Raw genomic sequence first — 15,093 nt, forward strand, 5'->3', positions numbered from 1 at the left:
ATAAAACCAAAACTAAAAAATCCCCAACCATAAGTATATAGTATTGGATATAACAATAACAGTAACGTTACAATTATAGAATTACTATTTTTAGACAAAAGCATATAACAAAATCATTGAATAAGTATTTCATTAGGGATAAACATTCTCTTTATCCACAAAGAACAAACTTTATACTATCCAAATATTCTTCTTCTAATTTTTTCTATCTTAGCATCACCGATGATATTCCTTAAACTACTCTTCATGTAATAACTCAGCTTATCTTTAAAGGAACTTATTACCATAACATTGTAATAAACTTTATTATTATTTAAAAGTTTATTTATCAGATCTGAATTATGCCGATTTATTACATCAACATCCGGGTCTATATAATTAACCGCCTCTTTATATTTATTATCCAATATTATATCCTTGAGAATTTTTGATGTTGGCACAATAGGCTCATTACTCCTAAATAAACGACTATGTGTCGTATGTCCAAAAACTCCCAAAGGATAGGAATCATTCACATCTATTGATATTGTCGGAATATTTCTTGAAGCTCCTACTAAGACGGATCCTGATACCGCTATCACAACATCTGTAACATCCAGAACATTCACTGGAATAGGAAATAAATATCCAAAGAAATGTGGTATTACCATATTTGTTTTGGATAGTTCTGCTTTAATATTATCAATATAGCCTTTTTCAGAGGCTCCACCAATAAAGAATAAATTTACTTTAGTATCATTTTCCTCTGCAAATTTAATTACTTCCAAGACCATTTTTAGAATGTAATTTTTTTCTAAGCGACCTATACTAGTAATTACAGGTAATGATTTATCAAATTCAAAATTAATACTTTCCGAAGATACAACATTATTATATGGTGTCATAATAAATTCATACTTATCGTTATGTTCAGAAGCAACTCTTATCGAAGCTTTTTTCTTAACGCTTATATGATTTAAGTATTCCCCTCTTTTTTGTTTCCAAAGAAGGTAATCTTCCTCAGCTTTAGAAAGTTTGGGATAAGTCTCATTAACAAAAAATAAAAGATTTAATCCGGAAAGATGCTCGGCAATCAGTTCACCCCAATGTCTAAATCCAAAAGTTACCGATTCAATTACTACATCATCTGATTTTGTAACACGATTAGAAATTATATTCAGTACTTGTTTTCTTGCATTTTCACTTAATGAAAATATAGGGAAACGCAAATTTTCAATACGATTATCTTTAAATTTTTTCAATTCAGGAATAAGAATTTTTCCTTCTAAAAAATAAAAGACTTCTACATGCCAACCTTCCTTCTCCAATGCCAGCATCTTATTACGAATATACATCTGCGCTCCTCCCATTTGTCGGATGGAATTATTTAAAAAGATATATGTTTTCATATAACTTACCCTTATTCAATTAGACTTATGCAAACTTTGACTTTATTACTAATAACACTCTTTCTTTCATACCTCTAGACAAAAACATCCAAGCGACAACAAGCACATTCAGCACACTGATAAAAACTATGGTAGTAAAGCCCAAGAAACTACTCCTATCCACATACTGAGCAACTACAAAAGGAATAACCGATGAAAGTATTAAAACAAAAAAACTCTTACGAAAACATCTTGCAAATTCAGAGACTTTATATCCCATCTCCTTCACCAAAAGATACGGTTTTATAATAAAAGCGAATAGAAAGGAAACACCAATGTAACTATACTGAACCCACATCACACTAAAACCACATTTTAATAGCATGTAAGCTAATATAAATTGTCCACCACAAACAAAAAGAGCCGCTAACGAATTCCCTTTCAATTTGCCTGCAGCAGTAAGCGGAGTATAAAATGCACTACTATATGTTCCCATCATAGCAGAAACGATTATACACTGAGAGAATGCAACGGCATATTCCGGAACTTCTTTTAACCATAATTTCATAATAGGTTCAGTAAGAAGAAGAACTGGAATTCCAATAAGCAAAAACAACTCAAAAACATAAATAGAAGACTCGAGAGTTAACTTTCTTGACTCATCATATTGCCTTGCTGCATATAGTTTAATAATCTGCGGATTAATAGCAGTCCGGAAATTATTTGTAAATTGCGTAATACCGTGTGATAACTGAGTAGCAACAGCTTGTGCCGCAACCACAACAGGCTGAAAAAACATACCGAAAAGCATCACCAAACCTTGCACACGAAGAGTCTCAGCACAATGAGATATAATGTTCCACCCAGAGAATTTCATCATCTCTTTCAGTGTTGAGATACTAAAGTCTTTTGTGATATGTGATTCATCCCAACGCCTGTAACAATAATAACGATAAATCATCGCTATTGAAAATTGAGTTGCAAACATCAATATGGTATAAAATACCAATTGATCAATAGGCGATATTACTATTAAAAAAGCTATAGCCAACTTTAATAAAGCCTCAAGTAAACTGATATAAGCAAACGCTTTCATTTGCTCATGCGCCATAATCAACGAAGTATAAGGAACTTGCGTAAATGTAACCAAGACAGTAGCTACTGAAATATGAAATACCCACAATGTAGCCTCAAGACGTTCGACCGGTATAATTGCCTTATTAAGAATAAACCACAAACCAACCGTTTCCATCAGCAGCACCACGATGCAGCCTAATGCGAAATGAGAAAAGAAAGAAGTACTGAATGTCTGCTTTAATCTCTTAAAATCACCAATGCCAATATCAAAAGTAAGAAAACGGGAAGTGGCAGTAGCTAATGTGCCATTTAAGAATGCAAGCATACTGACTATTCCCCCTACCAAATTATACAAACCATAATCATCAGCCCCCAAAGCATTGAGAATAACTCTCGATGTATAAAGGGTTACTGCCATGATAAGCAGCATTCTGATATAGAGAAAACCGGTATTCTTTGCTATCCTTTTCGAATCAATCATTCGTCGTTACCCTCTTGATTTATAAAACTCATCAATCAAATCAACAACTATCTTAATCTCCTCATCCTTCAACTCATAGAACATAGGTAAACGTAACAGACAATCTGCAAAACGATCACAGAACGGCAAGTTGGGAATTTCTGTATAATTTGCTTTGTAATAGCCACTAAGATGCAAACTTAAATAGTGAAAAACAGACAGTACACCATTATCCTTCAGGTATTTTATAAGCGTAGTGCGTTCCTCAAGCGATCGGCATACCAAATAGAACATGTGAGCATTATTAGTTGCATATTCCGGCAGATTCGGCAGATGAACAAAACCTTTATCTTCAAGGTGCTTCAATCCTTCATAATATTGTTCCCAAATAGCTTTGCGGCGATCTTGAATCATATCCAAATTCTCAAGTTGCGCATAAAGAAATGCAGAAACAGTTTCTGAAGGCAGAAAAGAAGAACCTATGTCCACCCAACCATATTTATTCACCTCACCACGAAAGAATTCAGAACGGTTAGTACCCTTCTCCCAAATAATTTCCGCACGACGGATGAATTGCTCATCGTTAATAACAAGCAAACCTCCTTCACCGGAAATTATATTTTTCGTTTCATGAAACGAAAAAGCTGCCAAGTGACCGATGCTTCCCAACGGACGTCCTTTATAAAAAGAATCTATGGCTTGTGCGGCATCTTCCACTACGAGCAAATTATACTTCTCTGCAACTTCCATAATTTTATCCATATCACAAGCTACACCAGCATAGTGAACAGGAACAATCACTTTTGTCCTCTCTGTAATCAAAGCTTCAATCTTATCTGCATCAATATTCGGATTATCCGAACAACAGTCTGCAAATACAATACTAGCACCCTGACGTACAAAAGCTAGTGCCGACGATACAAAAGTATAGCTTGGCACAATTACCTCATCACCAGATTTTATATCACAAAGAATAGCAGCCATTTCCAAAGCATCGGTACAAGATGTTGCCATCAATGCTTTTTTGAAACCATAGCGTTCTTCAAAAAATGCCTGACACTTTTTAGTAAACACACCATTACCAGAAAGTTTACCTGTGTAAACTGCTTGATACATGTAATGAGCTTCCTTGCCTGTAAGGAAAGGCTTATTAAATGGAATCATAAACTAATAATTATTGATTTTCGATTTTTATTCCTTTTGAAGAAATCTTGAAACGATAGCCATAAGATTTATAGGAATTTACTATTCCAACTATTAATGCCTATCAATTACCGAGAAGTATATCCTCCGTCTATTACTATATTTTGCCCCGTAATCCAACGTGATGCATTCGAAAGAAGAAAAAGACATAGCTGTGACACATCAGTCACTTCACCCAACCCTAATGGAAAACCGTCAATACGTTTCTTATAATCTTCTTCAGAAAGAGTCGACAAGAAATCCTGCATCATGGGAGTGAGAATTGTACCAGGTGAAACACAATTTATACAAATACCTTTTCTTGCAAGTTCCAATGCCATAGAGCGAACAGCACTTACCATAGCCCCCTTTGAAGCAGCATAAGCGGCTACTCCTCCACGCCCAATAATAGAAGTTATAGAAGAAAGCAAAACTATACGTCCATTATCATTGAAAAATTTCTTATTACTAAAGCAGCGAATAAACTCAAAAGCGCTCAAAGTGTTTACACGAAATAAAGTTTCATAATCATCTATAGACAACAACTTCACTGGAAGAGTTTTCTCTATCCCGGCAGCATGAATAAAACCATCTAGCTTACCATGAGTTATAACTATAGTTTCCACTAATTCTTTTATCCTATCCGGTTGTCCCAAATCAATTGAGTAATAAGAATGCCTTTCTGATTGTTGCATCTCTTTCTGTGTCTCCTTCAGCCGCTTTTCATTTCGAGCAACAAGAATGACTGTAGCCCCCATTTTACTACAGTCAATCGCACATTGCCGGCCTATACCAGAAGATGCACCAGTAATAATAATCTTTTTTCCAGATAGAGAAAATGGATTATACATTTTTACACCTCCACTATTTCACTGATTTTACAACCATCCAATGTTATAATGCCTGTAGCCCATGTCATACCAACACCAAAAGCACTTAAAAGTAACTTTTTAGGGGTATCAAACTTCCCTTGCAATTCACTTACAATAGTCAAAGGAACACTCACTGAGGAAGTGTTACCATATTTAGATATTGTTGAAGGAATCTTCGAAATATCTAACTTCAGCTTTTTGGCAAGATAAGAATTGATAAAGTTATTTGCTTGATGAAATATATAGTAATCCAACGAAGCGGCCTCAGTACCTGAATACTCAAAAATCCTTTTAATATCTTTGGGTATTTCGCGAATCACAAAATTAAAAACATCAGCTCCTTGCATATATCCCTGTTCATCATTACGAATATTTCCATATTCATCTACGACTTTCTCCTTCAGTGTCTCAATAGAACTAGGATTACGGTATCCTCCGCCTTTAATCATGATCAAATTTCCACGACTCCCATCCGAATTCAATGAAAAACAACTTTTTCCAAATTTTTCATCCCGTTCTATTAAAGCAGCAACGCCACCATCACCAAACAAAAATGCGGAACGTCTATCTTTAGGAGAATAAACTTTCGAACGAGTCTCCCCATCAAGAAATAAAGCTTTTCTAAGCCCCTTTTGCTGCATTAATGCATAAATAACACTCAAACCATATATAAATCCTGAGCATCCCAAAGTAATATCAAAAGCAATGGTCGAGTGAGATAAACCCAATCTGTCTTGCAATAAAATAGATGTTGCAGGCATCCTATAGTCAGGAGTTTGTGACAAAAAAACCAGCAAATCTATCTCTTCGCGATTGATATTATTATCTGCTATCAGTTTTTCAGCCGCAACAAAGCATAAATCAGAAGAGCATGTGTTCTCATCAGCAAAACGACGTTCATAAATTCCCACCTTATCAACTACCTCTTTGACTTGTTCTTTGGGAAAATATTGAGTATATTCATAGTTATTAATAACAGTTCGGGGAACTGCCGCTGACAATGCAGATATACCAACCCCGTAATATTCCAAAAATGCCATAATTATTTCTGACACTCAATAAATTGAACAATATCACTTATTGTTTGCAATTTCTTAAAATCCGCATTCTCTATCTGAGTATCGTATTCTTCATCCAGCATAGCTATAACAGAAAGAACCGCCAAAGAACTCCACTCATCCAATTCTCTAAACTTTGTATTTTCATTCAAATCCTCGGCAGAATCCACTTCTACTGCTTCAGCAAATTTTTCTATAAAATCTTGTATATTCATAATTCCACTTTTTTAATATCGTTTTAATCTAAAAATAATATTCACCTTCCAAATATAAAGACCAATTACCGTGTTTTACAACTTAGTAACTTTCATGGAATAACCAATATAGTGACCGGAAGAATTTATATCTTTTCCCAACACTACTCCTGGTGAGAGCCATACGTCATCAGCAACCGAAATTCCATCAGAAAGAATACAGCCTATACCTATAAAGCACCTTTTTCCGATTTTAACATTACCCGCAGTTGAAACACTAGTTGAAAAGAATGTATGTTTATCAACTAAGCAATCATGATTAACAATGGATCTTAAAGTTATACACACATCATCTTCTATTGTCGCATTCTTATTAACTATTGCAAAACTTGCTATCAGCACACCTTCTCCAATTTTAGATGTTGGATGTATAAAAGCCGTTTTACAAATAATATTCGCAAGAGGTATTCTATTCTTAATCTTGTTGTATACTGTTTCTTTAAAAGCAAAATGCTTATACCCAATCGCTATAAATACACAATCAAATCTATCTTGATGATACAGCTCAACAATACTATCTATTTTACCCAAAATCGGATAACCTTTGATTTTAGAACCTACTACAGCAAAATCATCAAAATAGCCCGCAATCTCAAAAGATTCTATTGAATCATTTTCAATAGTGTCCACTATTTGCTGTCCAAAAGCCGCAGAACCGATTATCGCAATTCTTCTCATTTTAAATAACAAATTTTGTATTACTCCTATATATAAAATACCCGCTCCGATCCCCACTGCATTCAATATTACGCAATGTCTGATCTGTGATTTCCGCTTCTACTATCTCAGGATAGTCTGCTTTATTTTCAATGATCGCTTTGAGACTTTCCGTTTCTTTACAGAGAAAATAAACACCAGAGTAGTTATGCTCTGTAATTTGGGGCTCGACAAATTCACCCATCGCTACTTTGATAACTCCTTCTAAAAAGTCATACCCTGTAGAAAGGCGAACAAGTGTAGAGCCGATAAAATCACCTCCCATACGAGCGCCAATCTCAATGACACGGATATCACCATCTTCAGTAATCTTTAATTCTGAATGTGACGCACCGTACCTTACATGAAGTGCATCCAAAGCACGTAAAACAATATCTTTTACTTGCTCTTGAACAAGCGGAGAAAGCGCAGACGGCTGATGATGTTCCAACTCCACAAAATAAGGTGCTCCCGTAGTCACCTTGTCGGTGATTTGAAGAATATAATGACATCCCTCATAAGAAATAGACTCAACACTTATCTCACACCCTGTAACATATTCTTCGATAATAGCAGCACCATTGAAAGAATCTTTCTGTGCACGAGAAATAGCCTTTCCAAGCTGTACAGGATCAAGCACTTTTTCAACACCACGACTTCCGGAACGGTCAGTAGGCTTCACAATAAGCGGAAAATTAAACCCCTTAATGTTATAAGCATCGTCTTTAGATGCTATAGTATAGCGGGGTGAAGGAATCTTATTCATTGTAAAGCACTCACGCATCAAATATTTATTGGTTGTAATCTCTGAATATTCATCCGGATTACTAATTAATCCCATACGAGATGCTACATAATTCACCGTAAGCACTGCTACATCACTGGCTATGGAAGTGATACCATCGATACCGATACGCATACATTCCTTCAATATCTCCTCCTTTTCAACTATTGAAATTGGATAAAAATAATCAGCGTAAGCTTCACAAACCGCTCCATCTCGCCATGCAAAACAGTGGACTTCATACCCCAATTCTTTTGCCTTCAATACTGCAGGTAATTGCAAATAACTTCCACCTATTATTGCTAATTTCTTTTTCATTTGCATATTTATAATAATTCATAGGTAAGCGTACCACAAAACAGCAGACAAATGCACCTTTTCATTCACAGCAATAGCCCTTGCAATCACATGTACTATGAACTTAAAATACCTATATGTAGATTATTTATTCTTCTACCTCCTCAAACGGATACTGATTCTCCTCAAATCCCTTCAACTCCTCTGCAATCTCCGCCTGCTCCAGGCTCAACCCTGCCTTATCCCAAGTATTGATAATTTCATGAGCCTCCTTTGCTAAACTCTCATCATAGAACTCCCCATAACAATAAGTTAACAAACGCACCTTCAGCAATGACGCAGAAAGCTTCGGAAGCACCTCCCAGCTACGATCCAGAACATTCTGAATATATTCCTGTTTGCAGCCATTATCATAAATCGTTGCAGCGAAAGCCACTAACAAACCAAGGCAAAGTTCAGCCTCCTCTTCGGCCGTAGCTCCATGAATGTTGTAAAGTTCGATAGCCCGTTCGTAAACATCACGGTTCAAACGTGTAAATTGGTCCGCATAAATGGGACTTCCATCAAGCCCGTAGGTTAGAAGATCATGGGCTAAGGAAAATAATGATGAAGAATTAGAATTCATATTATTAAATGTTTTATTTCAAAAAGAGAAGATACTTCGAAAGACTTAAGAGGACACAATACTATGTATCAACTAACGATTATTATCAACGGTAATGTCAATCAACAGTTAACGGCTCAACAAGCGAAGGCGGGATAAAGGTAGTAGCTACAGCCATGACACCTTCAATATTGACTACCACACGGCGGTCATGGCGAATACGGACAAACTCACCGATTACACCTTTGAAAACACCATCAGTGATACGAACCTTCTGACCTTTTACCAAATTCAGTTCGGCTGCTTCCATATAAAGAATTGGCTCATCGTGACTACCCGCTACCAGAATAAAACTGCGCATCTGCGCATCAGGAATAACTACCGGACGGCAATGTTCACGATTCATAATGAAACGTATAGGCATCGTTCCCTCAAGCTCGTCCTTCAAAGCATCAATACGTTTGCGCGTAGAATGAACGAAGACAAGATTATGTATGGCGGGCACCAATCTACGGACACGCTTACCACCTTTCATCACCATTCCATAGCACATAGGAATAAAGCTCTCTATGTTCTCCTTATCAAGAATAGACTTAAGAGTCAGTTCACGACTATAAGAGACACGAACAGCAAACCAATGGAGATTTTGAGAGTTGAAAGTTGAAAGCTGAGAGTGAGTACTTTCAGTCATGATATTTTCGCAAAGCAACTTTGCGTAAGGATATTTTTTAGGGACACCGGAGTAGTGAAATACCTACCGGTCAAGTTATGTAATGCGATTATTTTAAATAACTTATGCTGCATTCATTTCATTTCAGAACTTCCTACCATCGCGGAAAAAGAAGCTGTGAAACATCTATGTGGAGCTTCTGGAGTCAAAAGCTATAAACGGGTGATTAAAGAAGATTAGTTGTCTTTTAATCGTTCGTTTAATGGACACCAATATTTGTAAAGAAAATGTCTCTTATAAAAACATTAAGTTGAATAGATATTAATGATATTTTTTCAGAATGTAAAATCTTACACATGAGATACTTACATTAAAAAAGAGGGTCTGAGAAAATATTTTTATCAAACATTTTGGTCATTCAAAAAATACCTTTTACCTTTGCGCCCATTAAACGAACGTTTTTTGAACACCTATCCATTCTTACTCCAATAAATTATATATCAGCCAATTAATCGTCGTAAATCAGTATATATAATCAATATTATTCTAAGATTCTTACTCACTCTTTCTTTTTTACACTAATCTTCGTAGCTTGAAAATATTTTTCCATCACTAATTCAGACATTAAAAATCATAGAAGTATGGTAAAAAACAAATTTAATAGAGCTATACACAACGAATCTCCTGTGTACATCTATGGAAAAACAGATTGACTGTGATTACACATTTCTTGTGCAAAAAAGGAATATCTATAAACAATAATAATAAACATAAAGCTATTAATGCAGACATTAATAGATATTACCGAAGAATACAATTACTAAAATTGAAGAAGTAAGAAAGGTCTATTAAAAAAAATGCATAGTTAAATCATTATTTACCTCAATAGCCTTATAAACGTTTATCTGCTGAAATACACTGCTACAATAGTCTGTTGATGAACGCTTTGTACCTACTTCCTTATGAATTACATGCCCTTTTACTTGTTATTACATAGCTTTTTCTTTGGATTCAGATCCTTTCTCCTTTGTTTTAGAATGCTGCATTTAGATGTGCTTACAGTTGTAATGCACGTGCTTCACGGTTGTAAAGCATGTATATCACTACTGTGAGTCACGATGTTTACAATCGTGGTCACATCTAAAACACTCTATGTCAACAGAGTATACATGCGTAGTTTGCGCAATGGACATAAGGGATTGACACTTACAATCCCTGCTTTGGATGGACAAAAGTAGGAGGAAAAACGCCTGAAATGAAAGGGTGTAAAAACGAATAGTGTAGGCAAAAAAGAGGGGTAACGGAAAGATAATCAAAGATATATCTCTGATATAGGTGGAGTGTAGGTAAATTTGCCTACACTCTTCCTACACTTACCTACACTCCACTCTATTGCCGATGAACAGGGCGATGCAGAAGGTGAGTGTAAGCGTGTAGGTAAAAGTGTGCATAAACTCCGGATAGACAAATAATATGTTTTTCGGCTACAGAGATATCTTTTATTCTTTTTTTGTATCTTTGGCCCTCATTATTCAAAAACAACTCAACATGATACAGTTATTCCATCGCATGATTTCCGCCGCCCTCGGCATTTCCGAGAAGCAAATCGGCCATACACTTGATTTATTGGAAGACGGAGCTACCATTCCCTTCATCAGTCGCTACCGCAAAGAAGCTACCGGCGGACTGGATGAAGTGCAAATTGAAGCCATCAAAACACACTATGAGAAGCTGAACGAAACAGCCAAACGGAAAGAGACTATCATCAACACCATCAACGAGCAGGGGAAAATGACTCCCGAACTGCAAAAACGTATTGATGAAACATGGGACAGCACCATTCTTGAAGACATCTACCTACCTTATAAACCCAAACGCCGCACACGTGCGGAAGTAGCCCGCCAGAAAGGACTGGAACCACTGGCGACATTGCTGATGCTGCAACGGGAACCCAACCCCGAGAAACGTGCGGAAGCATACGTCAAAGGAGAAGTGAAAGATGCCGAAGACGCATTGAAAGGGGCACGGGACATCATTGCCGAACAGGTCAGTGAAGACGAACAGGCACGCAACACCGTGCGTTTCGCCTTCTCCCGGCAAGCCGTCATCACCGCCAAGGTAGTGAAAGGAAAAGAAACCGAAGCAGATAAATACCGGGATTATTTCGAATTCAGCAAACCACTGAAGAAATGTACCTCGCACCAGTTGCTTGCCATCCGTCGTGCCGAAGCCGAAGGTCTGCTGAAAGTCAGCATAAGTCCTGATGACGAGGAATGTGTAGAACGTCTGGAACGCCGCTTTGTCCGTAGCAACAACGCTTGCGGAGAACAAGTGGCGGAGGCCGTACAGGATGCCTACAAACGCCTGTTGAAATCGTCCATCGAAACTGAGTTTGCCGCACAAAGTAAGGAGCAGGCCGATGAAGAAGCCATCCGGGTATTCGTCCAGAACCTGCGCCAGCTATTGCTCGCCTCCCCACTGGGGCAAAAACGGGTAATGGGCATTGATCCGGGCTTCCGTACAGGCTGCAAGGTAATATGCCTGGACGCACAAGGCAATCTGCTCCACAATGAGAACATCTATCCGCATGCTCCGGTGCACAAAACCGCAGAGGCTGTATCCAAAATACAAAAGATGGTGGAAGCTTATCAGATAGAAGCCATCGCCGTAGGCAACGGAACCGCAAGCCGTGAAACCGAAGAATTTCTGAAACACCAAACTTTCAGACAGGATATTCAGGTATTTGTGGTGAGCGAACAGGGTGCTTCGATTTATTCCGCATCCAAAATCGCCCGGGATGAGTTTCCCGAATACGATGTCACGGTACGTGGAGCCGTATCTATCGCCCGCCGCCTGATGGACCCATTGGCGGAATTAGTGAAAATAGATCCGAAGTCCATTGGCGTGGGACAATACCAGCATGATGTGGATCAGACGAAATTAAAAAAATCACTGGATCTGACCGTAGAAAGCTGCGTAAATCTGGTTGGTGTAAATCTGAATACGGCAAGTAGCCACCTGCTGACGTATATTTCCGGTCTAGGCCCTCAGCTGGCACAAAACATCGTGAACTACCGTGCGGAAAACGGTGCATTTACCTCCCGCAAGCAACTGATGAAAGTACCGCGTATGGGAGCCAAAGCATTTGAGCAATGCGCCGGTTTCCTTCGTATTCCACAGGCTGAAAACCCCTTGGATAATACGGCCGTACACCCTGAGAGTTATTGCATCGTAGAGCAGATGGCAAAAGACCTGGGATGCAGCGTAGCAGAACTTATCGCCAGCAAGGAGCTCCGCCTGAAAATAAAACCGGAGAAATACCTCACTCCTACCGTGGGTATGCCGACACTGAAAGATATTCTGCAAGAATTGGAAAAACCCGGACGCGACCCGAGAGGTCCGATAAAGATTTTCGAGTTCGACAAGAATGTACGCACCATCAACGACCTGCACGAAGGTATGGAACTCCCCGGCATCGTAGGCAATATCACCAACTTTGGCGCATTTGTCGACATAGGTATAAAAGAGAATGGTCTGATCCATCTTTCGCAGCTGGCCGACCGTTTCGTTTCAGACCCGAATGAGATTGTCTCTATTCACCAGCATGTCCGGGTCAGGGTGCTGAGTGTGGATATGGATCGCAAGCGGATTGCCTTGAAGCTGATTTCAGAATAATCACAATAACAATAATCATCAACGCGGTGCACAGGATGGAACCTTCGAAACCGAATGCACCGCCGTTGATGATATTCTCTTCCGGTAATTCTAAAGACAATAAAGTACCGCCTAATCGTCCTCCGCTTACTTCGAAACCAAGAATCGGACCTTGCAGCCAATTCCAGAAAAGATGAAGAGCGATAGGAAACCACAAATTACGCGTATATATGTAGGTAGAACCTATCATAATCCCCGCCAACAATATATTCAGAAAAGCGATCAGAGAAAAGTTAGGATTAAAAATATGCATCAGGGAAAACAATGCAGACGAAAGAAACAATGCCACAAAACGATTGACACCTGCGGTCAGCAAATGCCCCAGGACAAAACCGCGAAAGGCAATCTCTTCTGCAAGAGCAACCAGCAACATTAATATCCAAGACAGCAGAAAATCGTATGCGCTAAAGTGTACGGCAGCAATTTCAACCTCTCCCAACCCATATAATATTCCAAATCCGACAGCATAGATAGCCAAAGCAACGAATGTACCCCAAAAGATGTCTTTAGCCCGCCCTTTCAAGGATAAGCCCAAGTCTGTAATCGGAAGGTGGTCCCAATTCTTCAGCAGAACCCAGGCCGCCAGGAAAGTTCCCGCCAGAAAACTACTTTGCATGACAACTTCTTTCAAAATTCCATCTATCTTAAAAAAAGAGACCGCTTTGATGCAAACAGTTCCCAATACTCCGGCAAATCCCAGCATCAAAAGTATATAAACGATAACTTTTGCCGCAACAACCAGATAAATGACAAGTTTCGACTCTTGCGGGGCAATATTTATATCTTCGTTCATTGATTCCATATCCTTAGTTTCTATATGTTAATACCCCGGCAAAAATACCTATAAAATTAAAAATAGAAAGCAAATTCCTACAAAAAGCGTATATTTGTCTAAACATATCTATTACTGTCATGAAACTAAAACGAACATTAGCCACTATAATGCTGGCTGCATGTACTTACGCAGCAGTTGCACAAAATGCAGGTACACCAGCTAATAATAAAACTTTTTTTGTAGCCAAGCCTGGCACTCTGGTATCCATGCTCACTGAGGATGAAGCCAACAGCGTCACCCATCTTACATTGACCGGAAAACTAAATGCCATTGACTTCAAACATCTGCGCGATGAATTCAAGAATCTGAAAGTGCTGGATATCTCCAACGCATCCATCAGTACATACGCAGGCAAAAGCGGCACTTACCCCGACCGTTTCTATATTTATCCGCCCAACTGTGTACCGGCTTATGCATTCTGCCAGCAGACCAGCGACAGTACTTTCACCGGAAAAGCAACTCTCCAGAAAATTATTCTTTCAGAGAAAATCAAGAACATAGAAGACGCGGCCTTCAAGGGTTGCGAAAATCTGAAAATATGCCAGTTGAGAAAAAAGACTGCTCCCAACCTATTACCGGCCGCTTTGGCGGATAGCATAACGGCCATTTTCGTTCCGTTGGGTAGCAGCGACTCCTACCGTGGCAAGAAGCATTGGGAAACCTTTGCCGTGATAGAAGGAGAACCTGTAGAAGCTTTCGTACAGGTAGGCTTAATGGGAAGTCTCGCCAGTGAATTAGTGGCTGCGGGCTTGCAACCGAAAGATGTGAATTTCCTGACCGTAGAAGGGAAACTGGACGAAGCTGACTTCACCGTAATACGTGATTATATGCCCAATCTTGTGGCTGTTGATCTGAGCAAAAGTAACACTACGGTTATTCCCGAATATACTTTTACCCAGAAAAAATATCTGTTGCGCATCCAGCTTCCCAAAGGTTTGAAAAGTATCGGACAACGTGCATTCAGCGGATGCGGTCGCTTGTGCGGTACGCTTGAATTGCCAGCCGGAGTGACTGCCATCGAATATGGCGCGTTTATGGGATGTGACAACTTGCGTTATGTAGTAGCTACAGGAAACAAGATTACGACTTTGGGGGATAGCCTGTTCGGAGAAGACGGAAGGAATAAGCTGATTTATAAGTGACAAGCGATAAACTACGAGCTACGAGCTACGAGCTACAAGTACCTTTCGGCATTATAGCGCAGCAACTCGTAGCTTGTAGCT

The 15,093-nt window shown here is 38.8% G+C and carries 13 protein-coding genes; 2 read left to right on the forward strand and 11 right to left on the reverse strand.

Annotated elements, in window-relative coordinates:
- Positions 1–176: 176 nt before the first annotated feature.
- The 10 genes from VYM24_RS21000 to VYM24_RS21045 form a co-directional block, all read right to left on the reverse strand.
- Positions 177–1,388, reverse strand: a complete 1,212-nt coding sequence (locus tag VYM24_RS21000) for a glycosyltransferase family protein (protein WP_330940836.1) — start codon at positions 1,386–1,388, stop codon at positions 177–179.
- Positions 1,389–1,413: 25 nt separating this feature from the next.
- Positions 1,414–2,862, reverse strand: coding sequence for an MATE family efflux transporter (locus VYM24_RS21005; RefSeq protein WP_330940837.1), 1,449 nt, complete (start codon positions 2,860–2,862; stop codon positions 1,414–1,416).
- Between the two features lie 69 nt (positions 2,863–2,931).
- The gene (gene rffA / locus VYM24_RS21010) at positions 2,932–4,068 is read right to left on the reverse strand and encodes a dTDP-4-amino-4,6-dideoxygalactose transaminase (RefSeq protein ID WP_330940838.1); all 1,137 of its coding nucleotides are present in this window, start codon (positions 4,066–4,068) and stop codon (positions 2,932–2,934) included.
- A 107-nt stretch (positions 4,069–4,175) separates the two neighbouring features.
- Positions 4,176–4,937, reverse strand: coding sequence for an SDR family NAD(P)-dependent oxidoreductase (locus VYM24_RS21015; RefSeq protein ID WP_291552823.1), 762 nt, complete (start codon positions 4,935–4,937; stop codon positions 4,176–4,178).
- Positions 4,938–4,939: 2 nt separating this feature from the next.
- Entirely contained in the window at positions 4,940–5,998 is a 1,059-nt protein-coding gene (locus tag VYM24_RS21020) for a 3-oxoacyl-ACP synthase III family protein (RefSeq protein WP_330940839.1), read from the reverse strand.
- Positions 5,999–6,000: 2 nt separating this feature from the next.
- Positions 6,001–6,231, reverse strand: coding sequence for an acyl carrier protein (locus tag VYM24_RS21025; RefSeq protein WP_007217831.1), 231 nt, complete (start codon positions 6,229–6,231; stop codon positions 6,001–6,003).
- A 75-nt stretch (positions 6,232–6,306) separates the two neighbouring features.
- The gene (locus VYM24_RS21030) at positions 6,307–6,948 is read right to left on the reverse strand and encodes a PglD-related sugar-binding protein (protein ID WP_330940840.1); all 642 of its coding nucleotides are present in this window, start codon (positions 6,946–6,948) and stop codon (positions 6,307–6,309) included.
- A 1-nt stretch (position 6,949) separates the two neighbouring features.
- Positions 6,950–8,068, reverse strand: coding sequence for an ATP-grasp domain-containing protein (locus tag VYM24_RS21035; protein ID WP_330940841.1), 1,119 nt, complete (start codon positions 8,066–8,068; stop codon positions 6,950–6,952).
- A 127-nt stretch (positions 8,069–8,195) separates the two neighbouring features.
- Entirely contained in the window at positions 8,196–8,672 is a 477-nt protein-coding gene (locus tag VYM24_RS21040) for a UpxZ family transcription anti-terminator antagonist (protein ID WP_195424647.1), read from the reverse strand.
- Between the two features lie 97 nt (positions 8,673–8,769).
- Positions 8,770–9,342: a UpxY family transcription antiterminator gene (locus VYM24_RS21045; RefSeq protein ID WP_034753688.1), complete on the reverse strand. Its 573-nt coding sequence runs from the start codon at positions 9,340–9,342 to the stop codon at positions 8,770–8,772.
- Positions 9,343–10,869: 1,527 nt separating this feature from the next.
- On the opposite strand from VYM24_RS21045, the gene VYM24_RS21050 reads away from it, so the two are divergent.
- A complete protein-coding gene (locus tag VYM24_RS21050; protein ID WP_299088294.1) occupies positions 10,870–12,996 on the forward strand; it encodes a Tex family protein in 2,127 nt (708 codons plus the stop codon).
- Here VYM24_RS21050 and VYM24_RS21055 read toward each other — a convergent pair.
- Positions 12,935–13,837, reverse strand: coding sequence for a CPBP family intramembrane glutamic endopeptidase (locus tag VYM24_RS21055; protein WP_330940842.1), 903 nt, complete (start codon positions 13,835–13,837; stop codon positions 12,935–12,937). The genes VYM24_RS21050 and VYM24_RS21055 overlap by 62 nt on opposite strands.
- Positions 13,838–13,947: 110 nt before the next feature.
- Here VYM24_RS21055 and VYM24_RS21060 point away from each other — a divergent pair, with 110 nt between their 5' ends.
- Complete coding sequence (locus VYM24_RS21060; RefSeq protein ID WP_118403489.1) at positions 13,948–15,012, forward strand: leucine-rich repeat domain-containing protein; 1,065 nt, start codon at positions 13,948–13,950, stop codon at positions 15,010–15,012.
- Positions 15,013–15,093 lie beyond the last annotated feature (81 nt).

It is taken from the genome of Bacteroides sp. MSB163 (genome assembly GCF_036416795.1).
Lineage (GTDB): Bacteria > Bacteroidota > Bacteroidia > Bacteroidales > Bacteroidaceae > Bacteroides > Bacteroides maternus.

Bases quoted from the DNA above. Each gene is read 5' to 3' on its own strand.
- VYM24_RS21000 (WP_330940836.1), bottom strand. From the start codon at position 1,388: ATGAAAACATATATCTTTTTAAATAATTCCATCCGACAAATGGGAGGA.
- VYM24_RS21005 (WP_330940837.1), bottom strand. From the start codon at position 2,862: ATGGCAGTAACCCTTTATACATCGAGAGTTATTCTCAATGCTTTGGGG.
- rffA (WP_330940838.1), bottom strand. From the start codon at position 4,068: ATGATTCCATTTAATAAGCCTTTCCTTACAGGCAAGGAAGCTCATTAC.
- VYM24_RS21015 (WP_291552823.1), bottom strand. From the start codon at position 4,937: ATGTATAATCCATTTTCTCTATCTGGAAAAAAGATTATTATTACTGGT.
- VYM24_RS21020 (WP_330940839.1), bottom strand. From the start codon at position 5,998: ATGGCATTTTTGGAATATTACGGGGTTGGTATATCTGCATTGTCAGCG.
- VYM24_RS21025 (WP_007217831.1), bottom strand. From the start codon at position 6,231: ATGAATATACAAGATTTTATAGAAAAATTTGCTGAAGCAGTAGAAGTG.
- VYM24_RS21030 (WP_330940840.1), bottom strand. From the start codon at position 6,948: ATGAGAAGAATTGCGATAATCGGTTCTGCGGCTTTTGGACAGCAAATA.
- VYM24_RS21035 (WP_330940841.1), bottom strand. From the start codon at position 8,068: ATGAAAAAGAAATTAGCAATAATAGGTGGAAGTTATTTGCAATTACCT.
- VYM24_RS21040 (WP_195424647.1), bottom strand. From the start codon at position 8,672: ATGAATTCTAATTCTTCATCATTATTTTCCTTAGCCCATGATCTTCTA.
- VYM24_RS21045 (WP_034753688.1), bottom strand. From the start codon at position 9,342: ATGACTGAAAGTACTCACTCTCAGCTTTCAACTTTCAACTCTCAAAAT.
- VYM24_RS21050 (WP_299088294.1), top strand. From the start codon at position 10,870: ATGATACAGTTATTCCATCGCATGATTTCCGCCGCCCTCGGCATTTCC.
- VYM24_RS21055 (WP_330940842.1), bottom strand. From the start codon at position 13,837: ATGGAATCAATGAACGAAGATATAAATATTGCCCCGCAAGAGTCGAAA.
- VYM24_RS21060 (WP_118403489.1), top strand. From the start codon at position 13,948: ATGAAACTAAAACGAACATTAGCCACTATAATGCTGGCTGCATGTACT.